At 62.2% G+C, this 22,922-nt stretch carries 25 protein-coding genes and 1 pseudogene; 6 read left to right on the top strand and 20 right to left on the bottom strand.

Annotated features, from left to right (window positions below; genetic code table 11):
• Positions 1–9: 9 nt before the first annotated feature.
• The 5 genes from GGQ99_RS04725 to GGQ99_RS04705 all read right to left on the bottom strand — a co-directional run bounded on the left by GGQ99_RS04725 (position 10) and on the right by GGQ99_RS04705 (position 4,037).
• Entirely contained in the window at positions 10–804 is a 795-nt protein-coding gene (locus GGQ99_RS04725; protein ID WP_183261007.1) for a transglutaminase family protein, read from the bottom strand.
• A gap of 12 nt (positions 805–816) precedes the next feature.
• Entirely contained in the window at positions 817–1,758 is a 942-nt protein-coding gene (locus GGQ99_RS04720; protein WP_108608073.1) for an alpha-E domain-containing protein, read from the bottom strand.
• Between the two features lie 60 nt (positions 1,759–1,818).
• Positions 1,819–2,190, bottom strand: coding sequence for a four helix bundle protein (locus tag GGQ99_RS04715; protein WP_183262354.1), 372 nt, complete (start codon positions 2,188–2,190; stop codon positions 1,819–1,821).
• Positions 2,191–2,233: 43 nt separating this feature from the next.
• Positions 2,234–3,646 (bottom strand): circularly permuted type 2 ATP-grasp protein, encoded by a 1,413-nt coding sequence (locus tag GGQ99_RS04710; protein ID WP_183261005.1) that lies wholly within the window; start codon positions 3,644–3,646, stop codon positions 2,234–2,236.
• A gap of 154 nt (positions 3,647–3,800) precedes the next feature.
• Complete coding sequence (locus GGQ99_RS04705; RefSeq protein ID WP_108609892.1) at positions 3,801–4,037, bottom strand: Lrp/AsnC ligand binding domain-containing protein; 237 nt, start codon at positions 4,035–4,037, stop codon at positions 3,801–3,803.
• A gap of 193 nt (positions 4,038–4,230) precedes the next feature.
• On the opposite strand from GGQ99_RS04705, the gene GGQ99_RS04700 reads away from it, so the two are divergent.
• Entirely contained in the window at positions 4,231–4,644 is a 414-nt protein-coding gene (locus GGQ99_RS04700; protein WP_183261003.1) for a DUF4864 domain-containing protein, read from the top strand.
• A 47-nt stretch (positions 4,645–4,691) separates the two neighbouring features.
• Here GGQ99_RS04700 and GGQ99_RS04695 read toward each other — a convergent pair whose 3' ends face one another.
• Together GGQ99_RS04695 and GGQ99_RS04690 are read right to left on the bottom strand one after the other, a co-directional pair.
• Positions 4,692–5,450 carry a class I SAM-dependent methyltransferase gene (locus tag GGQ99_RS04695; protein WP_183261000.1) on the bottom strand — a complete coding sequence of 253 codons (759 nt, stop codon included), beginning with the start codon at positions 5,448–5,450 and terminating at the stop codon, positions 4,692–4,694.
• Positions 5,451–5,565: 115 nt separating this feature from the next.
• Entirely contained in the window at positions 5,566–6,537 is a 972-nt protein-coding gene (locus GGQ99_RS04690) for a threo-3-hydroxy-L-aspartate ammonia-lyase (RefSeq protein WP_246389412.1), read from the bottom strand.
• Positions 6,538–6,708: 171 nt separating this feature from the next.
• On the opposite strand from GGQ99_RS04690, the gene GGQ99_RS04685 reads away from it, so the two are divergent.
• On the top strand, positions 6,709–6,999 hold the full coding sequence (locus GGQ99_RS04685; RefSeq protein WP_183260998.1) for a putative quinol monooxygenase: 291 nt from the start codon (positions 6,709–6,711) through the stop codon (positions 6,997–6,999).
• Between the two features lie 19 nt (positions 7,000–7,018).
• Here the strand turns inward: GGQ99_RS04685 and tgt are convergent, their stop codons facing one another.
• From tgt to coaD, 6 genes are read right to left on the bottom strand one after another with little or no spacing between them, the layout of a single operon-like run.
• The gene (gene tgt, locus GGQ99_RS04680; RefSeq protein WP_108608068.1) at positions 7,019–8,158 is read right to left on the bottom strand and encodes a tRNA guanosine(34) transglycosylase Tgt; all 1,140 of its coding nucleotides are present in this window, start codon (positions 8,156–8,158) and stop codon (positions 7,019–7,021) included.
• Positions 8,155–9,231 (bottom strand): tRNA preQ1(34) S-adenosylmethionine ribosyltransferase-isomerase QueA, encoded by a 1,077-nt coding sequence (queA, locus tag GGQ99_RS04675; protein ID WP_183260996.1) that lies wholly within the window; start codon positions 9,229–9,231, stop codon positions 8,155–8,157. Before queA ends, tgt begins: the two co-directional genes overlap by 4 nt.
• Complete coding sequence (locus tag GGQ99_RS04670) at positions 9,231–9,680, bottom strand: DMT family transporter (RefSeq protein ID WP_108608066.1); 450 nt, start codon at positions 9,678–9,680, stop codon at positions 9,231–9,233. Before GGQ99_RS04670 ends, queA begins: the two co-directional genes overlap by 1 nt.
• Before the next feature lie 6 nt (positions 9,681–9,686).
• Positions 9,687–10,202: a peptidylprolyl isomerase gene (locus GGQ99_RS04665; RefSeq protein ID WP_108608065.1), complete on the bottom strand. Its 516-nt coding sequence runs from the start codon at positions 10,200–10,202 to the stop codon at positions 9,687–9,689.
• 27 nt (positions 10,203–10,229) lie between these two features.
• Positions 10,230–10,817, bottom strand: a complete 588-nt coding sequence (locus GGQ99_RS04660; protein ID WP_183260994.1) for a peptidylprolyl isomerase — start codon at positions 10,815–10,817, stop codon at positions 10,230–10,232.
• Positions 10,818–10,834: 17 nt separating this feature from the next.
• Entirely contained in the window at positions 10,835–11,335 is a 501-nt protein-coding gene (gene coaD, locus GGQ99_RS04655; RefSeq protein ID WP_108608063.1) for a pantetheine-phosphate adenylyltransferase, read from the bottom strand.
• A gap of 199 nt (positions 11,336–11,534) precedes the next feature.
• Here coaD and GGQ99_RS04650 point away from each other — a divergent pair, with 199 nt between their 5' ends.
• A complete protein-coding gene (locus tag GGQ99_RS04650; RefSeq protein WP_183260992.1) occupies positions 11,535–11,687 on the top strand; it encodes a hypothetical protein in 153 nt (50 codons plus the stop codon).
• Positions 11,688–11,798: 111 nt separating this feature from the next.
• On the opposite strand, the gene gyrA is transcribed toward GGQ99_RS04650, so the two are convergent.
• Positions 11,799–14,576 (bottom strand): DNA gyrase subunit A, encoded by a 2,778-nt coding sequence (gene gyrA, locus GGQ99_RS04645; RefSeq protein WP_183260990.1) that lies wholly within the window; start codon positions 14,574–14,576, stop codon positions 11,799–11,801.
• Positions 14,577–14,828: 252 nt separating this feature from the next.
• Between gyrA and GGQ99_RS04640 the strand changes: the two genes are divergently transcribed.
• Entirely contained in the window at positions 14,829–15,458 is a 630-nt protein-coding gene (locus tag GGQ99_RS04640; RefSeq protein WP_055976792.1) for a MarC family protein, read from the top strand.
• A gap of 32 nt (positions 15,459–15,490) precedes the next feature.
• Here the strand turns inward: GGQ99_RS04640 and GGQ99_RS04635 are convergent.
• From GGQ99_RS04635 to GGQ99_RS04620, 4 genes and pseudogenes are all read right to left on the bottom strand, one after another.
• Positions 15,491–16,389 (bottom strand): annotated as a pseudogene (locus tag GGQ99_RS04635) (HNH endonuclease).
• 157 nt (positions 16,390–16,546) lie between these two features.
• The gene (locus GGQ99_RS04630; RefSeq protein ID WP_183260988.1) at positions 16,547–17,059 is read right to left on the bottom strand and encodes a ClbS/DfsB family four-helix bundle protein; all 513 of its coding nucleotides are present in this window, start codon (positions 17,057–17,059) and stop codon (positions 16,547–16,549) included.
• 62 nt (positions 17,060–17,121) lie between these two features.
• Positions 17,122–17,712, bottom strand: coding sequence for a single-stranded DNA-binding protein (gene ssb / locus GGQ99_RS04625; protein WP_108608060.1), 591 nt, complete (start codon positions 17,710–17,712; stop codon positions 17,122–17,124).
• Positions 17,713–17,971: 259 nt separating this feature from the next.
• On the bottom strand, positions 17,972–18,754 hold the full coding sequence (locus GGQ99_RS04620; protein WP_183260986.1) for a phosphatase PAP2 family protein: 783 nt from the start codon (positions 18,752–18,754) through the stop codon (positions 17,972–17,974).
• A 371-nt stretch (positions 18,755–19,125) separates the two neighbouring features.
• On the opposite strand from GGQ99_RS04620, the gene GGQ99_RS04615 reads away from it, so the two are divergent.
• Positions 19,126–19,992, top strand: a complete 867-nt coding sequence (locus GGQ99_RS04615) for a LytTR family transcriptional regulator DNA-binding domain-containing protein (RefSeq protein ID WP_210307734.1) — start codon at positions 19,126–19,128, stop codon at positions 19,990–19,992.
• A 72-nt stretch (positions 19,993–20,064) separates the two neighbouring features.
• Here the strand turns inward: GGQ99_RS04615 and GGQ99_RS04610 are convergent, their stop codons facing one another.
• Complete coding sequence (locus GGQ99_RS04610) at positions 20,065–20,490, bottom strand: DUF1801 domain-containing protein (RefSeq protein WP_183260984.1); 426 nt, start codon at positions 20,488–20,490, stop codon at positions 20,065–20,067.
• Positions 20,491–20,499: 9 nt separating this feature from the next.
• Positions 20,500–21,234 (bottom strand): aspartate/glutamate racemase family protein, encoded by a 735-nt coding sequence (locus GGQ99_RS04605; RefSeq protein WP_183260982.1) that lies wholly within the window; start codon positions 21,232–21,234, stop codon positions 20,500–20,502.
• A 241-nt stretch (positions 21,235–21,475) separates the two neighbouring features.
• On the opposite strand from GGQ99_RS04605, the gene GGQ99_RS04600 reads away from it, so the two are divergent.
• Entirely contained in the window at positions 21,476–22,051 is a 576-nt protein-coding gene (locus GGQ99_RS04600) for a hypothetical protein (protein ID WP_183260980.1), read from the top strand.
• Positions 22,052–22,922 lie beyond the last annotated feature (871 nt).

Below are 22,922 nucleotides of genomic sequence, written 5' to 3'. Positions count from 1 at the left end.
CTCGCCGGATTACTGCTCTACAGTGATGTGGACTGCAAGCCGTTCCTGCGCCCGACCGATCAGGATGCCCGAAATCGGCATCGCCTCGCGATAATCCCGGCCCACCGCGACGCGCACATAGCGCTCGTCGGGCGAAATGCCGTTGGCGGCGTCGAAGCCGACCCAGCCGAGCCCCTCGACAAAGGCTTCCGCCCAGGCGTGGCTCGCCACCTGCTCCACCGTGTCGTCCATCATCAGGTAGCCGCTGACATAGCGTGCCGGGAAACCCGTCAGCCGGGCGCAGGCGGCAAACACATGGGCATGGTCCTGGCAGACGCCGGTGCCTTTTTCCAGCGCCTGTTCGGCGGTCGTTCGGGTATCGGTGGTACCGGTCACGTAGGCGATGCGGTCCCGGATCGTCGCCATCAGCGCGTGCAGCCGCTCCAGTCCGCCGCCCTCGCCCATGCCGGCGACGAGTTGGCGGATAGACGCGCCCGGCGCCGTCAGCGGCGTCTCATGCTGGAAAAGCCACAGCGGCGCGAAACCGCGGTGCGGCCCGGACACGCCCGCCACATCGTTGGTCTCGACCTCGCCTTCGGCCACCACGCTGATCGTATGTGGGTCGCTGTCAATGCTGAGAAGCCGCGTGTCGTTGCCGAACTGGTCGAGGAAGCGCACCTCCTCGCGCGCACCCTCGACGCGCAGCGACCAGGTCAGCACGGTCTGCGCCGGCCCGCTGACCGGCCACAGCCGCAACCGCTGCAAGCCATAGCGGATCGGCTCGTCATAGTTGTATTCCGTGCGGTGTGTAACCTTGAGCCGCATATGATTGTCGCCTCAGTAGAAGCCGAAATCCTGGGCGACCTGGTCGCCCAACCGGTTATTGTCGGTGATGAAATCAGCCAGGAATTCGTGCAGGCCGGCTTCGAAGATGTCCTTGATCTCGGTGCCGCGCAGCTTGGCATAGGTCCGCTCTGCGATCTCCTGCGCCGGGTGCCGAGCGCCATAATCCTCGCCGAGAAATTTGAGATGTTCGGCCAGGAAGCGATAGCTGAAGGTCAGCGAACGCGGCATGCGCACGTTGAGGATCAGGTACTCGGCGATATTGGTCGGCTTGTATTCGGCCTCGTAGACCCAGCGGTAGGACCGGTGTGCCGCCACCGACCGCAGGATCGACTCCCACTGGTAGTTGTCGAGCGACGACCCCACCCAGGAGACCGACGGCAGAAGCACGTAATATTTGACGTCGAGGATGCGCGCCGTGTTGTCGGCGCGTTCAACATAGGTGCCGAGCTGGGCAAAATCGAAAATCTCGTTACGCAGCATGGTCCCGTAGAACGAGCCGCGGATCAGCGCTGTTTCGCGCTTGATGGCGTCGAGCACGCCGGGCAATTCGCGCTGGTCGATCGGGCTGGCCAGCACGCGCTTCAGCGACATCCAGGCTTCGTTGATGCTCTCCCAGGTTTCCCGGGTCAGCGCGGTGCGCACCATGCGGGCATTGTTGCGCGCGGTCTCGATCGCCGCCACCGCGCTCGACGGGTTCGACATGTCGCGCAACAGGAAGTCGGCAACGTTTTCGGATGTATAGTCGCTGTGCTTGTCGGCAAAGGAGGTTGCGGCTCCCGCCGAAAGCAGCACCGATTTCCATTCCTCCGAGGCGTCCTGGCTGCGGGTCAGCGCGATGCGCAGACCGGCATCGATCAGCCTCGCCATGTTTTCGGTCCGCTCGATGTAGCGGTTCATCCAGTAGAGGCCGTTGGCGGTGCGACCGAGGAGCATGTCAGAGGGCCCTGCAGGTGAGCGAATAGCGAATAGCGAATAGCGAATAGGAAATATTCGTCATGATTTTTGCTGCAGGCTCCTGATCATGGAACGAACCATCCTGCCAATCTCGTCAGCTTGTTCGAGTAACTTCCTGGTCTCAGAATCCCGCATCAGTCCAACTCGGCTGCTCAAGATCAGATGTGTTTCCAGCTCTTTAAGTGAGCCTTGGGCTACTCTTAGGAACAGGACGAACGAACCTGTGCTCTCTCGACCATGTCCCTCCGCGATGTTCGCTGCGATGGACGTGGCTGATCGTCTGATCTGCGACGTCATTCCGTAAGCTTCGCTTGTCGGAAACACCTTGGTGGCAGAATAGCAGTCCACTGCCAGCTCGACCGAGGCTCTCCAAACCACCAGATCCCTGTATGAGTTGATCGTCGACGGCAGTATTTCCTCCCTATTCGCTACTCACTATTCGCTATTCGCCCTCTTAGTCATCCAGCACCCACGTATCCTTCGTTCCCCCGCCCTGCGATGAGTTGACGACAAGCGAGCCCTCCTTCAGGGCGACGCGCGTCAAGCCACCCGGCACGATGCGTATACGGTCCGAAACCAGCACGAACGGCCTGAGGTCGACATGGCGTGGCGCCAGGCCCTTCTCGGTCAGGATCGGGCAGGTCGACAGCGACAGTGTCGGCTGGGCGATGTAGTTCGACGGCCTGGCTGCGAGCTTCTTGGAAAACTCCTCGCGCTCCTTCTTGCTCGCCGCCGGCCCGACCAGCATGCCGTAGCCGCCAGAACCGTGCACTTCCTTGACCACCAGCTCGGCGAGATGCTCCTGGACGTATTTCAGGCTGTCAGGCTCCGAGCAGCGCCATGTCGGGATATTGCCGAGGATCGGCTTGCGGCCGGTATAGAACTCGATGATCTCGGGCATGTAGGAATAGATCGCCTTGTCGTCGGCGATGCCGGTGCCTGGCGCGTTGGCGATGGTGATGTTGCCGGCGCGGTAGACGTCCATGATGCCGGGCACGCCGAGCGCCGAGTCCGGCTTGAAGGTCAGCGGATCGAGATAGGCGTCGTCGACGCGGCGATAAAGCACGTCGATCTGCTTGTAGCCCTCGGTGGTGCGCATCGCCACGCGCCCGTCGACGACGCGAAGATCCTGTCCCTCGACAAGCTGCACGCCCATCTGGTCGGCCAGAAACGCATGTTCGAAATAGGCCGAGTTGAAGCTGCCCGGCGTCAGCACCGCAATCGTCGGCGCGCCGCTGACCCCGTTCGGCCGCACCGCCGCCAGCGACTGCCTGAGCAACTGGGGATAGTTCTCGACCGGATGCACCTTGATGCGCTGGAACAGCTCGGGAAAGAGCTGCAGCATCGTCTCGCGGTTCTCCAGCATGTAGGAGACTCCGGACGGCGTGCGCGCATTGTCCTCGAGCACGTAGAACTCGTTCTCGGAGATGCGCACGACGTCGACGCCGATGATGTGGGTGTAGACCCCCGCCGGCGGTCTGACCCCTATCATCTCCGGCAGGAACGCCTCGTTGGTGGCGATCAGATCGCGTGGCACGCGGCCTGCGCGCAGGATCTCCTGGCGATGGTAGATGTCGTCGAGAAAGGCGTTCAGCGCCTGGACGCGCTGCTCGATGCCTTGCGTCAGCCTGCGCCATTCGTTGCCGGAGATGATCCGCGGCACGATGTCGAACGGGATCAGCCGTTCGGAGGCCTCCTGCTCGCCATAGACGGCGAAGGTGATGCCGGTCTTGCGGAAAACCCGCTCGGCATCGCGCATCTTTTCGGTAAGGCGGGCAGCATCCTGGTTCTTGAGCCAGCCGTCATAGGCTTCGTAGGGCCGTCTCAATCCGGCTTCTGCCGGGAGCATTTCGTCGAAGGCGACCAATGGCAAACTCCCCTCTGAGATCAGTGAAATGACCTCGGGGGAGAAAATCAAGCGCAATCGCCTGTTTCAGGCGTAGCCGGCTTCATTACAGGGAATTTGCCCATCATTTTGGCAGAAAGCCGGGGATTTGGGCCTATCCCTGCCCTCGCCGCGCTCAGAAGGCGCGGAAGGTCACCGTCGTGAAGGTGTCCTTGATGTTGCCGATCGAGTGGACTCGCTCGTTGACGAAGTGCCCGATGTCTTCCTCGTCATCGACATAAAACTTGGCGAGCAGGTCGTAGTTGCCGGCGGTCGAATAGATCTCCGAGGCGATCTCCGCATCGGCCAGTGCGCTCGCCACCTCATAGGCCTTGCCGAGTTCGCATTTGATCTGCACGAAAAAGGTCTTCATCGCACCGTCCGTTCCGGCCCTGCCATCGCTGCCGGTCTTGTCGCAGAACCAGCCTGCGCTTTCAAGCCAATGCTTGGGCGCACTGCCGCTGGCCAATGAGCCGGTAGCATGAAACCGCAAACGGCTCGCCTGCGTATGTTACAATGTCATCGTGGCGCCGGCCAATGCCCGCCATGGAACGGGAGACGCCAACATGCGCCGTGCCGCCATCGTCTTCGCCACCTTGCTTTGCGCCTTTCCGGCCCTTGCCGGCGATGCGGAGATCAAGGCGGCGCAGGGCAGCATATCGGGCCAGCTCCAGGCCTTCCGCGCCGGCGACAACGCCACTGCCTACGGTTATGCCGCGCCGAATGTGAAGCGCATCTTCCCGACGCTCGAGACCTTCATGGGCATGGTGTCGGGTGGCTACAAGCCGGTGCATCACCCGCAGAGCTTCGATTTCGGCAAATCCCGGGAGATGGGCCCGACCGCAATCGCCCAGCAAGTGCTCATCGTCGGGCCCGACGGCAAGGACTACGAGGCCGTCTACACGCTCGAACTGCAGCCCGACGGCATCTGGCGCATCACCGGCGTCAGCCTCCGGGCCTCGAACTCGCTGAGCACGTGATGGCGCGCCGACAAGGCGTTTGCCGTCACGCCATGTGCTCAGGCTCGTCACGCCGGCCGGCGTGCCTCGAAGCTGATCGACTCGTCGTCCTTTTGCGGTGCACGGCCATGTTGGTAGTTCCCGGACGCGACGACGTCGACAAAGCCGGCTTCTGCCAGTGAAAGGGCAAACTCGTTGACGCCCCACCAGCGCAGGCTGAACAGTTCGAGTTCGGTATCGACCAGCTTTGTATGGCGCCAATGCTCGTAGCGAAGCTGCGAGACCGTTTTCTGCGCAACAAAGTCGGTCTCGACCCTGGTGTCGGTCAACGTCAGCAGGTCGCCGTCTTCGGTGTTCCAGCTGCGAACGGAACCGCTCGTCCCCAGGAAGCTGCCGATCGGATCCAGGTCGACCATAAGCCTGCCATTCGGCGCCAGATGGTCGAAAAACCGGCTCAGCAGAGCCTTGGCCGACGCCAATTCGGTGATCAGCTGGAACGAGCCGAGCGGCACGACGATCGCCTCAAATTGCCGATCGTAGGCAAAGGTTTCAAAGCTCTGCTGCGTCAGCTTCGGATCAAGCGACCGCTCCCGGCATGCGCTCAGGCAGTACCCCAACATCTCCTCGGATGGGTCGAAACCTTCCACCGAAATGCCTGATTGCAACAGCGGCACGTAGAATCGGCCGTTGCCGACAGCCGGTTCGAGCACCGGGCCGGTGCAGGTTTCCAGGCGCTGGCGATAATACTCGATGTCCCCAAATGACCTGCCGACAGGCTTGTCCAAGTTGTAGACCCAAGACGCCAGGGTTCCGTAGCGATTGTTCATGCAATTCCCGATGCGCTTACTTCCATGCCTTCGCAATAAGACAAGTCAGCTTGTGCGCCAATACCCGATACTCCAGGCCTGCGGTCAGGCCGCATCGCCTGAACCCCAGAACACCTTAGGCCAGCAGCGTGCTCAGCACCTTCAGATCCACATTGCCGCCACTCAGAACGATGCCGACCCGCTTGCCCGCACAACCAAGTGCGCCATGCAGGACGGCAGCCGCAGCCAGGCAGCCGGTCGGTTCGACGATGATCTTCATGCGTTCGGCAAAGAACCTGACAGTATCGACCAGTTGCGCGTCCGTGACGGTCACGATGTCATCGACCTTGTCTTTCAGGATCGGAAAGTTGTGGTAACCGACATGGGTGACGATCGCCCCGTCGGCGATGGATTTCGGCGGTGCGATGTGAACCACCTCCCCCTTGCGCAGCGACTGCTGGCCGTCATTGCCGGCCTTAGGCTCGACACCGACAATCCTGCATGCGGGCGACAGCGCTCGCGCGCTCAACGCACAACCGGCAAGCAGACCCCCGCCGCCCAGCGGCACCACAAGCAGATCGAGGTCTCCAGTGTCCTCGATAAGTTCCAGCGCCGCAGTGCCCTGCCCGGCGATGACGTCAGCATGGTCATAGGGCGGGATGAGCGCCGCGCCGCGCTCGGCCGCGATGCCCTGGGCGATCTTCTCGCGGTCTTCGGTGTAGCGGTCATAAAGGACGATCTCGGCGCCATACCCCCTGGTCGCGGCCACTTTTATGGCAGGCGCATCCTTGGGCATGATGATCGTTGCCGAAACACCCAGGAGGCTGGCGGCATAAGCGAGGGCCTGGGCGTGGTTGCCCGAGGAATAGGCGACAACGCCGTCGGCCCGCATTGCTTGGTCCAGCACGGCGATCGCGTTGTAGGCCCCGCGAAACTTGAACGCGCCAGCCCTCTGCAGGTTTTCCGCCTTGAAATAGAGCGTTGCGCCAGTTTGCGCATCTGCCGTCCGCGACGTCAGGATTGGCGTCTTGTGCGCAGCCCCCGCAAGGCGCGCTTGGGCTAGTTTGACATCGTCGAATGTGGGGATTCGCAGCGAAGGACTGGCCATATGCATCTCCGTGGCAGGCATTCAAAACATAGCTTGTCACGGGCGCGCGCATAAGTCCGGCGCGTCAAAGGCGGAGTGATTGTCAGTTCGCGACCAGACGTGTCTTGCCGCCAGCGACCGAAGTATGGAAACCGGGCCTCGGCACCAACAGAATCGGATCAGGCTTCATCCATGCTCAAGGTCATCGCCCAGGATTTCATCAAGGCGGAATTCATCGACACCGTCATGCCGCTCTATGCCGAGCTGGTGGAGAAAACTCGGCAGGAGGAGCTGTGCATCGCCTACGATCTTTTCATCGACCAGAAGGACCCCGGGCATTTCATCTTCGTCGAGGAATGGCCCGATCGTGCCGCCCTCGACGCACATTGCCGGTCGGAGCACTTTGTCCGGCTGGTGCCCTTGATCAACCAGCATCAGCGGCAGGATCCGACCTTCATCCTGATGGATCCGTTCGCCGCCTGAATCAGCCAGACGGCCGGCGTCACTGCCCCGGGTGTACCGGCAGATCGCCCCGCGCCCAGCCTTCGCCGATCTCGGCGGTGCGGTCGGCAAAGCGGCCGGCCTCGATCGAGGCGCGGATATCGCTCATCAGGTGCTGGTAGTAGGACAGGTTGTTCCAGGTCAAAAGCATCGCGCCCAGCGACTCCCCCGACTTGATCAGGTGGTGCAGATAGGCGCGGCTGTAGTCACGTGCGGCCGGGCAATCGCTTTCCTCGTCCAGCGGCCGCGGGTCGTCGGCGTGGCGGGCATTGCGCAGGTTGACCTTGCCGCGGCGGGTGTAAGCAAGGCCGTGGCGGCCGGCGCGGGTCGGCATCACGCAGTCGAACATGTCGATGCCGCGCGCCACCGACTTGATGATGTCGTCGGGCGTGCCGACGCCCATCAGGTAGCGCGGCTTCTCCTCCGGCAGCTCGGGACAGGTGATGTCGAGCATGTCGAGCATCACCTCCTGCGGCTCGCCGACGGCCAGTCCGCCCACTGCGTAACCCTTGAGATCGAGCCCCTTCAGCGCCTGCGCCGAGCGCACGCGCATATCGGGAATGTCGCCGCCCTGCACGATGCCGAACATCGCCTTGCCCGGCTGGTCGCCAAAAGCCGCCTTGCAGCGTTCGGCCCAGCGCAGCGACAGCTCCATGGCGCGCTGGATTTCCTTCGGCGTCGCCGGAAGTGCGGTGCATTCGTCGAGTTGCATCTGGATGTCGGAATCGAGCAGGCCTTGGATCTCGATCGAGCGTTCCGGCGACATTTCGTAGGCAGCACCGTCGATATGCGAGCGGAAGGTCACACCCTTTTCGCTAAGCTTGCGCAGCTTGGACAGCGACATCACCTGGAAACCACCAGAATCGGTCAGGATCGGATGTGGCCAGCGGGCGAATTCGTGCAGGCCGCCGAGCCGCGCCACGCGCTCGGCACCGGGCCTCAGCATCAGATGATAGGTGTTGCCCAGGATGATGTCGGCGCCGACGCCGCGCACCTGGTCCATGTACATCGCCTTGACCGTGCCGCCGGTGCCCACCGGCATGAAGGCCGGCGTGCGGATCGTGCCGCGCGGCATGGTGATCTCGCCGCGGCGCGCCTTGCCGTCGGTGGCAAGCACGTTGAACTTGAATTCTTCACTCATCGGTCGTTCCTGAACAGCAGGCTGGCATCGCCATAGGAATAGAAGCGGTAGCCGTCCGCGATCGCATGGGCGTAGACGCCCTGCATCCTTTCAAGTCCGCAAAAGGCCGAAACCAGCATGAACAAGGTCGAGCGCGGCAGATGGAAATTGGTCATCAGCGCGTCGACGAACTTGAAGCGGTAGCCGGGCGTGATGAAGATGTCGGTCGGCCCGGACCAGGCGGCGATGGTACCGTCCGCGCGCGCCGCACTTTCCATCAGGCGAAGCGAGGTGGTGCCGACGGCAACGATGCGGCTGCCGCGCGCCTTGGCGGCATTCAGCGCCGCCGCGGTCTCGGCCGACACATGTCCGATCTCCGAATGCATCTTGTGCTCGGCGGTGTCGTCTGCCTTCACCGGCAAAAAGGTGCCAGCGCCGACATGCAGTGTCACGAAATGCTGTTCGATGCCCTTGGCCTCGAGTGCGGCAAACAGCTCCGGCGTGAAATGCAGTCCGGCGGTAGGGGCCGCAACCGCGCCCTCCTCCTTGGCATAGACGGTCTGGTAGTCGCGCCGGTCGCGTTCGTCGTCGGCACGCTTGGAGGCAATATAGGGCGGCAGCGGAATATGGCCGACGGCATGCAGCGCCTCGTCCAGCACCGGGCCAGATACGTCGAACGCCAGCAACGCTTCGCCCGCCTCGCCCTTTTCGATCACAGTCGCGTCGAGTTGGCCCAGCATGCAGGCCTCGGCGCTGTGGCCAAACTGGATGCGGTCGCCGACGGCAACGCGCTTGCCCGGCCGCATGAAGGCGAGCCAGCGGTCGGGGCCGACACGCATGTGGAGCGTCGCATCGACATGCGCGACAGCCTCGCCGCGCACGCGGCGGCCCTTGAGTTGCGCCGGGATGACGCGCGTGTCGTTGAGCACCAGCACATCGCCGGGTTCGAGCAACGACGGCAGGTCGCCCACCTTGAGGTCGGCGAATTCCTCGCCTGGCCTGACGAGAAGCATGCGAGCAGAATCGCGCGGTTCAGCGGGGCGAAGCGCAATCCGCTCTTCGGGCAGCTCGAAATCGAAAAGATCGACGCGCATCAGTAGATACGGATCATCATTGCCCCGGCGAGCAACAGCATGGCACCGACGATGCGGCCCATCGAGAGTTCGCGCACGGCAACGCCAAAATAGCCGGCACGGTCGACAATCACGCTGGCCAGCAATTGGCCGGTGACCAGGAACGCGACCAGGGCAGCCGCGCCAATGCGCGGCGTGAGCAGCACTGAACTCGTTACATAGACAGCGCCAAGGCAACCGCCGGCCACGAACAACCACGGCGCCGGGGCGCGCCAGTCGACGCTGACGCCCTGGGCGCGTGCGGTGAAGTAGGCGATGATGCCGAGCACGATGGCACCAGCCAGGAATGAGACCGCAGCCGCCGCGACGGGCATTCCCAGCCCGCGCGCCAGCTGCGCATTCACTGGTGCCTGAATGGCAACGAAGGCGCCCGCCAGAACGCCGAGAAGCGACCAGAGAACGCCAGCCATTGCCTGTTATTCCGCGATATCGGCGGCGACCTTCAGCGACACGATCTTGTCGGGATCCTGCACCGGCTCGCCGCGCTTGATCTTGTCGACATTTTCCATGCCTTCGATGACCTGGCCCCACACCGTGTACTGGCGGTTGAGGAAGCCGGCGTCGTCGAAGCAGATGAAGAACTGCGAATTGGCCGAATTCGGGTTCTGCGAACGCGCCATCGAGCAGGTGCCACGGCCGTGGTTCATGTTGGAGAATTCGGCCTTCAGGTCCGGCTTGTCCGAACCGCCCATGCCGGCGCGGCCGGGATTGAAGTCCTTGCCGCCCGACTTGCCGAACTTGACGTCGCCGGTCTGGGCCATGAAGCCGTCGATGACGCGGTGGAACACGACGCCGTCATAGGCGCCTTCGCGTGCCAGCTCCTTGATCCGCCCGACATGGCCGGGGGCCAGGTCAGGGAGCAGTTCAATGATCACGTTGCCCTTGGTGGTTTCCATGATCAGCGCGTTTTCGCGATCCTTGATCTCGGCCATGGTGAAATTCCTTCTTTGCGTTTTGGATTACTTGGCGTCCGCGGCGATGCGGACCTTGATCATGCTGTCGGGGTCGCTGACGACGCCATTTGCGGCCGCATCGCCCTTCTTGATGCCGTCGACCAGTTCCATGCCGCTCTCGACATCGCCGACGATGGTGTACTGGCCGTCAAGCGAGGATGCGGTATCGAACATGATGAAAAACTGCGAATTCGCCGAATTCGGATCCTGGGCACGTGCCATGCCGACGACGCCGCGCTTGAAGGTCTCCTTGGAGAATTCGGCCGGCAGGTCGGGCAGCTTCGAGCCGCCGGTGCCGGCGCGGTCGCCGCTGTAGCCATCCTTCGTGTCGCCGAACTCGACGTCGCCGGTCTGCGCCATGAAGCCCTCGATGACGCGGTGGAACGCGACATTGTCGTAAGCACCTTCGCGCACCAGCGCCTTGATCTGCTCGACATGCTTGGGTGCGAGGTCGGGACGCAGCGCCACCGTCACGTCGCCGCCCTTCAGCGTGATGATCATCGTGTTCTCCGGCTCGGCGGCCAGTGCAGCAGCCGATCCTGCGAGCAGGCCGGTGAGGACGACGAAGGACGAGGCAAGCTTTCTGAGCTGCATGGTTCGATACTCCGAAATTATTTCGCGAATTTTGCCGTGAGCGCGCCGGCGACCGCCGCCGGTACGAACGGGCGGATGTCGCCGCCCATCGAGGCTATCTGGCGGACAAGTGTGGCGGTAATCGTGCGGACCGAAGGGCTTGCCGGCAGGAAAACCGTCTGCAGTTCCGGCGCCATGGTCTCGTTCATGCCCGCCATCTGCATCTCGTAGTCGAGATCGGTGCCGTCGCGCAGGCCACGGATCATGATCGAGGCGCCTTGCTTGCGCGCCGCGTCGATCACCAGCCCGTCGAAGGCCACCACCTTGATGCGGGCGCCGTCCTTGCCGAACTCGACCTTCGTCGCTTCCTCGATCAGCGCCACCCGCTCCTCGAACGCGAACAGCGGCTTCTTGCCGGGATGGATGCCGATGGCGGCGTAGACGACGTCGGCGACGGCCAGCGACGCCTTGAGCACGTCGAGGTGGCCGTTGGTGAGCGGGTCGAACGACCCGGCATAGATGGCGATGCGATCAGTCATGCGCTGCTTCTAGAACATCGGCGCCAAAGGTGGAAGCGCACTTTGGCGGCACCCGGTACCTTCGGCCAATGGTTTACGAGATGAATGCACGATGAACGGCAATCTCAGGATCGGTTCAAGCGGATGTGAATAAACCCTGTGTATATCAGATGAAACCAAATGCCGGTTCGTCCGTTGTTTCAAGCAGGAGAACAGCGCCATGATGATCTACATGCTCGCCGCGGCCATGACTCTGGCCATGCTTGTTGCCACTGCCTTCAGCCTCCATCACGAGGCGCATCGCGTCCGCACCAAGGTGCAGACGGCCCGCGTCCAGCTTCCCGGCTGGCGTAATCCGCGCGTCCCGCGCTGAACAGTTTCTGCCCCTCCAGGCAAAAGCGGCGCTTCGGCGCCGCTTTCTTCTCTTTAATTTTTCCCTCTACCCCTTTGATTTGACACGCCCTTCAGCGCATCTGAGGGTAGGTCAGCCTTCCTCGCTCACAACGGCATCGCCGTTTGGCGCCTCGTCGCCATCTTCGTCGCCCGACGGCTCGGAAATGCGCTCCACCGAAACCACCTTCTCGCCTTCGGCTGTATTGAAGATGGTCACGCCCTTGGTGGCGCGGCTGGCGAAGCGGATGCCGTCAACCGGCACGCGGATCACCTGCCCGCCATCGGAGACCAGCATGATCTGGTCGTCGTTGCCGACCGGGAACGTCGCCACCAGCTTGCCGATCTCGGCCGTCTTCGACACGTCGGTGGCGCGGATGCCCTTGCCGCCGCGATTGGTCAGGCGGAAGTCGTAGGACGACGAGCGCTTGCCGTAGCCGTAGTCGGTCACTGTCAGCACGAACTGCTCGTGCTGGCCCAGGAACTGGTAGCGGTCTTCGGAGATGTCGGCTTCCTCACCGATCTCCTCGTTGGTCAGCGCGATGTCCTCGTCTTCGCCCGCTGCAATACCAGCTGCCAGCCTCCGCTCGGCGACAGAACGCTTGAGATACGCGGCACGCTCGGCCGGGCTCGCCTCGACATGCTCGATGATCGCCATCGAGATGACGCGGTCGCCATCGGCCATGCTGATGCCGCGCACGCCGACCGAATTGCGGCTCTGGAACACGCGCACGTCGTCGACGCGGAAGCGGATGCACTGGCCGGAATCGGCGGTCAGAAGCACGTCGTCATTGTCGGTGCAGGTCTCGACGCCGAGGATCTCGTCGCCTTCTTCCTCCAGCTTCATGGCGATCTTGCCGTTGCGGTTGACCTGGACGAAATCGCTGAGCTTGTTGCGGCGCACGGTGCCGCGTGTCGTCGCGAACATCACGTCGAGCTCGCCCCAGCTCGTCTCGTCCTCGGGCAGCGGCATGATGGTGGTGATGCGTTCGCCCTGTTCGAGCGGCAGCATGTTGATCAGTGCCTTGCCGCGCGACTGCGGATTGCCGATAGGCAGGCGCCAGACCTTTTCCTTGTAGACGATGCCACGCGACGAGAAGAACAGCACCGGCGTGTGCGTGTTGGCCACGAACAGGCGGGTGACGAAATCCTCGTTCTTGGTCGACATACCCGAGCGGCCCTTGCCGCCACGGCGCTGCGCCCGGTAGAGCGAAAGCGGCACGCGCTTGATGTAGCCGGAATGGCTGACGGTAACGACCATGTCCTCGCGCGGGATCAGGTCCTCGTCTTCCATGTCGGCGCCGGCGTCGGTGATCTCGGTCCGGCGCGGCACCCCGAATTCGTCGCGCACCGCCAGCAGCTCGTCCTTGACGATCTGCTGGATACGCGCCCGCGACGACAGGATGTCGAGGTAATCGGTGATCTCGGCGCCGATCTTGTTGAGTTCGTCGGCGATTTCGTCGCGGCCAAGTGCCGTCAGGCGCTGCAGGCGCAGTTCGAGGATGGCGCGCGCCTGTTCTTCCGACAGGTTGTAGGTGCCGTCGTCGTTGATGCGGTGGCGCGGATCGTCGATCAGTTGGATCAGCGACTCGACGTCGGCTGCCGGCCAGCGGCGCGTCATCAACTGCTCGCGCGCGGTCTGCGGATCGGGCGCGGTACGGATGAGCTTGATGACTTCGTCGATATTGGCAACGGCGATCGCCAGGCCGACCAAGACGTGCGCGCGGTCGCGCACCTTCCTGAGCAGGAATTTGGTGCGCCGGCTGATCACATCTTCGCGGAAGGCGACGAACGCCTTCAGCATGTCGAGCAGCGTCAGCACTTCCGGCTTGCCGCCGTTGAGCGCCACCATGTTGGCGCCGAACGACGTCTGCAGCGGGGTGAAGCGATAGAGCTGGTTGAGGATCACCTCGGCATTGGCGTCGCGCTTGAGCTCGATGACGACGCGGTAGCCCTGGCGGTCGGACTCGTCGCGGATATCGGAGATGCCCTCGATGCGCTTGTCGCGCACCAGCTCGGCCATCTTCTCGATCATCGTCGCCTTGTTCACCTGGAAGGGAACTTCGGTGATGATGATCGACTCGCGATCGCCCGCCCGCTGCTCGATGTTGACCTTGCCGCGCATGATGACCGAGCCGCGCCCGGTCGAATAGGCATTGTAGATGCCCGAGCGGCCGAGGATCAGGCCGCCGGTCGGGAAATCGGGGCCTGGGATGATCTCCATCAGGTCAGGCAGGTCGATGCCAGGGTTTTCCATGACGGCGATGGTGCCGTTGCAGATTTCGACCAGGTTGTGCGGCGGAATGTTCGTCGCCATGCCGACGGCGATGCCGCCGGCGCCATTGACCAGAAGTGCCGGAAAGCGCGCCGGCAGCACGCGCGGCTCGCGGCCCGACGCGTCGTAGGTGTCCTGGAAATCGACGGTATCCTTGTCGATGTCCTCGAGCAGTTCGTGTGCGACCTTGGTCAGGCGCGCTTCGGTGTAGCGCATCGCCGCAGGCGGATCGCCGTCGATCGAGCCGAAATTGCCCTGACCGTCGATAAGCGGAACGCTCATCGACCAGTCCTGCGCCATGCGCACCAGGGCGTCATAGATCGAGGCGTCGCCGTGCGGGTGATATTTACCCATCACGTCGGCGACGGGGCGCGCCGACTTCACATATTTGCGGTTCCAGTGATAGCCGCTCTCATGCGAGGCGTAGAGAATGCGGCGATGCACCGGCTTCATGCCGTCGCGCACGTCGGGCAGCGCGCGGCTCACGATCACGCTCATCGCGTAGTCGAGATAGGAGCGCTGCATCTCCTCGATGATGGAAATCGGCTCGATGCCGGAGGGACCGTCAGGTCCGCGCGGTGATTTCTGGTCGGTCAACTCTGATCACGCATGTTGGGAATCATTTGCTCCTTATATAGGAACGGCCTGCAATTGACCAATTTTGGCCGCGCTTTTCCAACGCTGATTTTACACTAGAAATCAAAAGGATAGGCACTGCGACCTGATCCGCGACAGTCTGTCCGGCAGCTCTGTTGGGCTTTGCCCGCGCACAGCGCTGCAATCATGCGCAAGGGCTCTGGCATTGCCGGCCGCCCCGGGTTAGCCTGAGTCCGCCGGGGGAGACATCGGATGCCGTTTTTCGACAGTGTTTTCAATGCCTTCGTCACCATTCTCGTGACCATCGACCCGCCCGGCCTGGCACCCCTGTTCCTGGCAGTCACCCGCGGCATGAACCGCGAGCAGCGCCTCCAGGTTTCGATGCGTGCCAGCATCATCGCCTTCATCGTGCTGGCCGTCTTTGCCATTGCGGGCGCTGCCATCCTGACGGTCTTCGGCATCACGCTGCCGGCCTTCCGCGTCGCCGGCGGCTTCCTGCTGTTCTTCATCGCCTTCGAGATGGTTTTCGAGAAGCGGCAGGACCGCAAGGAGAAGATCTCGGATGTCGCCATCACCCGCGACCACATCCACAACATCGCCGCCTTCCCGCTCGCCATCCCACTGATCGCCGGCCCCGGCGCCATCTCGGCCACGGTTCTGTTGTCGGGTTCGTTCCAGGGTTGGGCCGGCCAGCTCGCGCTGGTGCTGATCATCCTGGCCTGCTTGGCGCTGACCTATCTGGTGTTCATTCTCGCCGAACGCATTGACCAGTTTCTCGGCCAGACCGGCCGCTCGATCCTCACCCGCCTGCTCGGCGTAATCCTCGCCGCACTCGCCGTCCAGTTCGTCGCCGACGGCATCAAGGCATTGATCGCGATGTGAATTGCGCTACAGCGCGCGGTGACGAGACCAGCCTACTGCTTGAAGCAGTGATTGCGATGCCAATGCAGGAAATGTCGGTGCGGCTGCTCGGAGCAGCGCAGTGGAACGATCGCACGCCCGGTGCGATTGACAATTCCCTTATGCCATCGGGATCATTTGCATGCCGAGAAATCAGGATATCGAGATCATCCGACAAGCCGATTAGGCCCCTGTCGAACATCCAGTGAGCCGTACCTGAAAGGGCGATGCCATTGCTCACAACGTCAGGTCCGCTTGCCTCCACAGGCCGGATGTGAGCGGCTTCCACCTCCGCACGTCCGCCGCCGTTGATGAGCTTCAGTCCAGTCACCGCGCAGCGCTCGTCATAGGCGCGCAGGACGATCTTTCGGAAGACGCGGTCGCGCACGATCCTTGACGTCAGGTGCTGGACCCGCTCTCGGCTCTCCTCGAAAACGAACGGCGTCTGCTCTTCGGACAAGCCTGTACCAGGAAATGCCGGATCGACCCTCGGAAGTAGAGGCTCCGCTTGATCCAACCCGAGCGCGACGATCCGGCTGAAATCGCTGGGCGAAAGCGGTCGCACTGCCGCCTGGGCGCGGCCGGAGATGCGCCCGTCATTGTTGAGAACACCCCTTTCGACCAATCCCGCGGTGCCGCTGAACGGAACGGGCATCGCGAAATCGAGGTAAGTGCCCGACTCGATCAGAGCGAGAAACATGCCCTGCGCACCGGGGTCTGGAATAACCTGCTGCACCTTGGCGACAGCGAAGTATCCTCGCGTGCCCGGAACCTTGCGAGGTTCATAGTAGATGATCCAATCGCCGATGCACGCTTGGACCCTGCGCAGGTATTGCGGCGGAAACTGATACCGCTCAGCTGGATTGTCGTCGTAGATCGAATCCGACCTGTGAATAAAGACCCCGAATCCCATTTGCGTTTACTAACGCGAACCTGAAAGATTCGCGAGGCTGCGAGATCGCGCCCCGTCGCGAAAGTTCTTTGCGCGCGCGATTGATGCTACAACTTCTGGTAACGAAAGTCGGATTGCCGCAGAGTCGTCCGTTCAACACCCCGGAGTTAGGGGCAAATCAATCCAGCCCCTTCGCCTTCTTCCACCTGTGCAGGCGGCCTCGCGCATTGGCGTAGGGCGAAGACGTGTTGAACTGGGTCATCCGGCCCAGCGTGTATTTCTCGTACCATGGCGCACCGTAGAGCTCGCCATCGCCCAGGCTTTCCACCAGCGCGACAATCCGTGCCTTGGCTTCGCCAAGACGCTGCAACAGTTCGGGAAAGGCAAGCGATCGATAGTCGCCATAGAACTTCTGCGCCAGGCGGCCGAGTTCGCTCCACTTGAAGCCGGTTTCCGGAAAGTCGACAGCCGCCCCGGCAGTACGGCCCGCATGCCATTTAAGCACCAGTTCGTTCCAGCCTACGAGGTAGGAGACCAGGTCGCGGACACTCATCAGAGTTCCCTTGGCATGCCCATCGAGGCTGGCTTCATCGGCCAGATGTTCCGGTATGGTCGCCAAATCACGCGCCAGCCTGTCATAGCTGGCATTGATGGCCTCGAGCAGTTCAGCTTTGTTCTGCGGGATTGCCATGGTCCGAGGCAGCGTGCGGGCTTAGGACTTTGAAATCCATCACCCACCCGCGCCTAGCTGGATCAGAACGGGATTTCGTCGTCGAGGTCGCGCGAGCCGCCACCGCCCATTCCGCCGCCACCCTGGCCGCCGCTACGGCCACCACCGCCGCCGCCTGAACCGCCACGTCCGCCGCCATAGCTGTCGGTCGGGCTCGACTGGCCGAAATCGGATCCGCGTCCACCACCGCCGCCGCCATAGCCGCCACCCTGCCCGCCGCCATAGCCGACCTGGCCGCCGCCATAACCTGCGTCACCGCCCTGGCCGCGCGCGTCGAGCATCTGCAGCTCGCCGCGGAATTTCTGCAGCACGATTTCGGTGGTGTAGCGCTCGATGCCGTCCTTCTCCCACTTGCGGGTCTGGAGCTGGCCTTCGATGTAAACCTTCATGCCCTTCTTCAGGTACTGCTCGGCGACCTTGGCGAGGTTGTCGTTGAAGATGACGACCTGGTGCCACTCGGTCTTTTCCTTGCGCTCGCCCGAGTTCTTGTCGCGCCAGCTTTCCGAGGTCGCGATGCGCAGGTTGACGACCGGCTCGCCCGAATTGAGCCGGCGGATTTCAGGGTCCGCCCCCAGATTGCCGACCAGAATGACCTTGTTGACGCTACCTGCCATGACACCGCTCCGCGCTCGTCCGAAACCGAATTCCAAGAAAATATGAAGGCGCACCCTAGCCCATTGCACCGTCCGCCCGCGCCCCCTGCAGGCTGAAATCCTTGTGCAGTCCACAAGTCATTTTTGTTCTTATTTTGTTCTAAGGCTTTTGGCGGGTGTTGGCAAGGCCTTTGGGAAAGCGGACTCGCCGCCTTCGATGTCGCGATCGCCGGCCCGACGCACACGCCTGGCCAGCCGGCAAGCTTGCGAGTTGCTAGAGCTATCTCGGAGCCAACACCCGGCTGCCGCGTGCCAGATATTCGCAGGCCCAGGCCAGAAGGCAGAAGACAACCAGTGTGGAAAGGGAGCCAAGAACAACGTCGGAAAGGAAATGGCGTCCAAATGCGACGCGCAGCATACCGGCCGTGACGATGATGAGCCCCATTGGCAGGATCAGCATGCGCCTCACCTGCCTTGAGCACAGGGGCAAGAGACAGGCGAGCCAGGCAATGGCCGCCGCCTCCCCCGAAACGAAAGAACAGTTGTGCTGGCAGGCATCCGACCATTCCGCTGCCGCCACAAAAGGTTGCTCGCCGCCAAACAACGATGTGCTCTGCGGCCGCGCCCGCCCGATGTATTCCTTCAGGAAGGCGTTCACCAGCAGGCCCGGCCCCACCGCGAGCGCAGCAAGCGCCACCGCGGATGCGCGAACCCGCTCGTGATGCCATCTGCGGCCGGCAACAAGATCACGCGAGAGAATGGCCGCAACCACCAGGGCAGCGACGATTGGCAAAGCCATGAAAGCGCTCCGCAGCAACTTGTAGCCATTCATGTCCGCCGCGGGAAATTCTCCGCAGATACGGGTGGCATCCCCCGTCGCGCAATTGGTCGCGGCAAAGAACAGCGACGACACGGCCTTGTCGATTTGTGGCAAACGGTTGAAGAAAAATGCCAGGGCGACCCACAGGACCACCAGGCCGACGGCGAATGCCGGGTCGCTCCAGACTCCAAAACGACCCAGCCTCCGACTGCCAAATGCAGGTGTTGACTGAAAAGCAGTCATTTCGCAGCTGGCGAAAAGCGAATTCTATTCATCGAAACTCCCCCCAAGTCGGAATCGACCCCGACAAAATCGTCGGTGACAGCGAATTGGGAGGGCGACAACAACGAGATGACCAATCACCACGCCGGTCGGATGAACGGTCGAGTTTTATGTTTCAACAACTTTGGTGAAGTGCTATTGAAAGCTATTTTATATATTTGAATTTTCCATGGACACATTACCGATGCTTGAATGCGGACGTTGCGCCCTGTTGCCCAAAGCAACGCTAGACCGACCGAGGCTCCTGCTGCGCGTCTTGCCCTAGGACGCGGTTGGACATGCCGGGACGGAGACCGTTCGAAGCAATCGATTGCTGCTCATCGGAACCTGAATTGGATTGGGCCTATCAGGCGTCGAAGCGGCTTCTGTCCAACCCGGTCGACGAGGCCATTTCGATGCTGTTTGCGGACATCGGCAAGGCAGCCGATGTCGACCGCGTGTTCATGCTGGAATACGACCTGCACCACCTGCGTTTTCGCAATGCGTATGAATGGTGCCGCTGCGGCGTCCGATCCTTCCTCAAGGAATTGCAGGATACGCCGGTCACCCTGATCGCCTGGTTGCATCAATCTCTGGTCAAGGGTGAGGCTCTGATGATCCATGATGTGGACAACCTGCCGCGCGTCGCCCGTTCGCTTCAGATCGAAATGCTCCGGCAAAACGACAAGAGCGTCTTATGCGTTCCGGTCATGCATGACGGCAGCCTGCGCGCCTGCCTCGGCTTCGACATGACCAGGCATAAGCGCCGCTGGCGCCTCGAGGAGGCCAACGAACTCTCCAGGTGTGCCGCGCTCATCGCTACGGCCCGTTATGGCTGCCCCGCTCCCGTCGGACAGCCCCTCGCCGACGCTGCCGCCACGCCCGCGCCTCTGATCTTTCTGTTGCGCCAAAGCGGTGCGCGCGGCGTTGGCCTGGACGAAATTCTGGGGCTGCGCTCCGCCCAGAACTACACCGAGGTCTGGCTTGGCGATGGATCGGTGGTGCTCGACCAGCGTCCGCTCAAGATCTGGGCTGGCCTGGTGCCGAAGGCAGGATTCATGCGCATCCACCGCACCGCCATCGTCAATCTGCAACACGTCGTCGAACTCGACCGGCCACCCAGCGGCGTCAGATGGGATGTTCGATTGCGGACACTGTCCAAGCCATGGTCGGTTTCCCGCGCCTATCAGCAGGAATTGCGCCAAAGGCTCGGCATCTGACGATTGCGAGCGGCTTCGGTACGGACGGGTACTTCCCACGGCAGCGCCGCCTCGCTCAACCGCCTGCCCACGTCATGGTCGCTGGCCGGCTTTCCGCTGGTGATATGTCAGCGCCGCGTGCAGGCAGAATGCCAGAGCCGCTTCCGGAACGGCCGCCTCGGCCGGCACGATGACGGCCCTGTTGCCTTCGAATTCCAGCTCGCCGCCGAGATGCGAACGGAAGGTCTCCAGAAGCGTCGTATTGCAGTTGAAGAACACCGCGCATTTGTCGGGAAAAGACCTTGGCGCGCCCAGCCTCACGGTCGAGCCGCTGCCGCTGGCCTCGGTCAGATAGGCAGGCTCGCCCCATTTGAGCGTTTCGGTCAGCGGCCCGACGCCTTCGCTTTCCGCCGCGACCTCGAAGATCAGGCTGCGGATATCGAGCAGCCGCGCCCGCACCGCCTCCGGATGGCGCGACAGCGCCTCCATGATCGTCCTCGGCACGGGTGGTGGCGCCATGTTGCTGCTTCAGCCCCGTTCGTCTTGCGATGGCGCGCCGGCAAGCGCCAGCTCCACTGCCGCCTCGGCGTGGAGCCTGACCACGTCATAACCGGGCATCGGATAGTCCTCCATGGCCACCAGCAACGGCAGCTCCGTGCAGGCGACCACGATTGCGTCGGCTCCGCGCGCCTCCAGCCCATTGGCCAGTTGCAACAGCTCCGCCCTGGACTCCGGCTTCACGATGCCGAGCGTCAGCTCATCGATGATGATGCGATGCAAGGCTGTTCGCTCCTCTTCCGGCGGAACCAGCACTTCGATGCCGAATTGCCGTTGCAGCCGCTCGGCCAGGAAGCCCAGCTCCATCGTGTAGCGCGTGCCCAGCAGCCCGACCCGCTGGTGTCCGGCAGCCTGCAGCGACTTGCCGGTCGGATCGGCGATGTGCAGCAGTGGGATCTTGATCGCCTCGGCAACCTTGTCGGCGACGTAGTGCGCCGTCACCGCGGTCATCATGGCGAAAGCCGCGCCGCCGGCCTCGAGATGCCGCGCAGCCTTGGTGATCACTTCGGCGACACGCTCCCACTCGCCCCTGGCGGCTAGATCGTTCAGCTCGTCGAAATCGAGCGTGAACATCAGCGAGCGCGCATTGTGGTGTCCGCCCAGCCGGCGATGCGTCGCCTCGTTGATTAGGCGATAATAGAGCGCGCTGGATTCCCAGCTCATGCCCCCGAGCAGGCCGATAAGCTGCGTCTGACGAACAGTCATTGTCCTCCCCGATGGTTCGAACGACGTACTCTATTTCAGTACTGAGGAAACTGGCAACGCGCCGGTAGACGTCAATCGATGTGAGCATGGCGCAGATCGCGCCTGTTCTGCTTCGACTGCTTCAGGAACTGCTTGGCGAAAGGAGCCCCGGTGCGTTCATGCTGCTCTCCCATCGTAAACATGTTATTCTTGGTCAACAGGAGAGGCGCGCCAAGTGAATTGGTGTGACAACAATTGTGACGTGGTCGAATTTGCAGCGTTCGGGCTCGCCGCCTTGTCCTTGCTTGTCTTGTGGCAAACGCTGAAACAGCTGCGTGTCTCTTCCGAGACACAAAGTCGGGCCTACGTTGCCATTAAGGACGGAAGGATAACCAGGTTCTCTCCACCAAAACCAAAGTCTAGTACGCCAGTCCTCGTTTACCTGATTAGGCTTGAAAACGTTGGACAGACGCCGGCTCAGCGCTTGACGGCTGCAACCAACATTTTCGCCGCCGAAGAGCCTGACGTGGAAAATTGGCGAAATATGACCCGCGACTCCGCTGAAGAGTCGCTCGGTCCGACACATCTGCGCGAACTCGAAACCGAAATAACAGCGCGTACTTGGGCGAGATTGCAGGACGAGTTGAAGGGTATGTCCAAAGGCAAGCTGTTCTTCTTTGGCTATGCCGATTATCTTGATGTATTCGGAAAACGTCACTTCACTGAATTCTGCCTTCAGCCTCCAACCGGCTGGAATAACGGGCCTTGCGTCCTGCTGATGTCGGACCGCGGCAATAGTGCAGGGCTGATGTCGGATCGCGGCAATAGTGCAGTATAGAATAGGGGGAGGCATTCATCACGCGGCCACCTCTGCCCTTGGCATCCTGAACCGCTGGCAAGCCTCACCGGCCGACAGCCGATCTTAATGGCCCGGCACCAGTTTCGTCGCGTCCCCCCTGACGGATCAAAGCTAGGAGTATGCCAAATGGCCGCCGAGACGCATTCGCCACGTCGCTAGAAAGATCATCGCCCATGGGATGCTGCAGGCAGCCCTTGCCGTCGACGGGCAAGTCTCCCGACCCAAGAAACAGCCCAAAAAATATGGCCCCGCCGCTCCCAGGAGCGCACGGGGCCTTTTGTCGGGTTATACCCTTGACTGCCGGGAGTGGTTTACCGGCTTTGCTCTCTCGGATTCATAGTGGCTCTCGGCCACAGATCCGACCATGGTCTCAAATTGTAGGGGATCAGTAGGTCACGGTTTGCAGGGCTTTTCCTAACAGAAATGCCGGCACCTCTGCCTGCTGCGGTTCCGTCTCGCTAGCGGAACCTTAAGGGACTGTCCGGTGGAGTCATGCCTAGCTCCTACGTCAGTTGCGCCAATTGTACGCCTGCTGCTCAACTCGCGTGTCTGCGGCGTCTCGCAGACCGACCGTAGCATGGTGAGGAGCCCTCAAGAGAGGCTCGGCTTCAGGCGACGTCAGGAGTTTGCATCCCTGATTCCGCTACGTCAACCACAACGTTGTTAGAGGCGAAAAATGTGATCGAAGCCTGGCTCTCGCCCTGCCGGGCTCCTGCCATAACGTTGTCAGGAGCCCGTTCGGCCTTTGTTCTTTTCCCTTGCCCCTGCCCGCCAAAGGCGCTTAAACGCAGTGCGGGGTGTATTGCGCTGCCTCTCGACCGGGCGGCGAAAATACCTACATGAGGGAATG

The organism is Aminobacter niigataensis, assembly GCF_014200015.1.
GTDB lineage: Bacteria > Pseudomonadota > Alphaproteobacteria > Rhizobiales > Rhizobiaceae > Aminobacter > Aminobacter niigataensis.
Note: the sequence above shows the minus strand (reverse complement) of the source record. Positions and strands in the feature narration are given on the sequence as shown.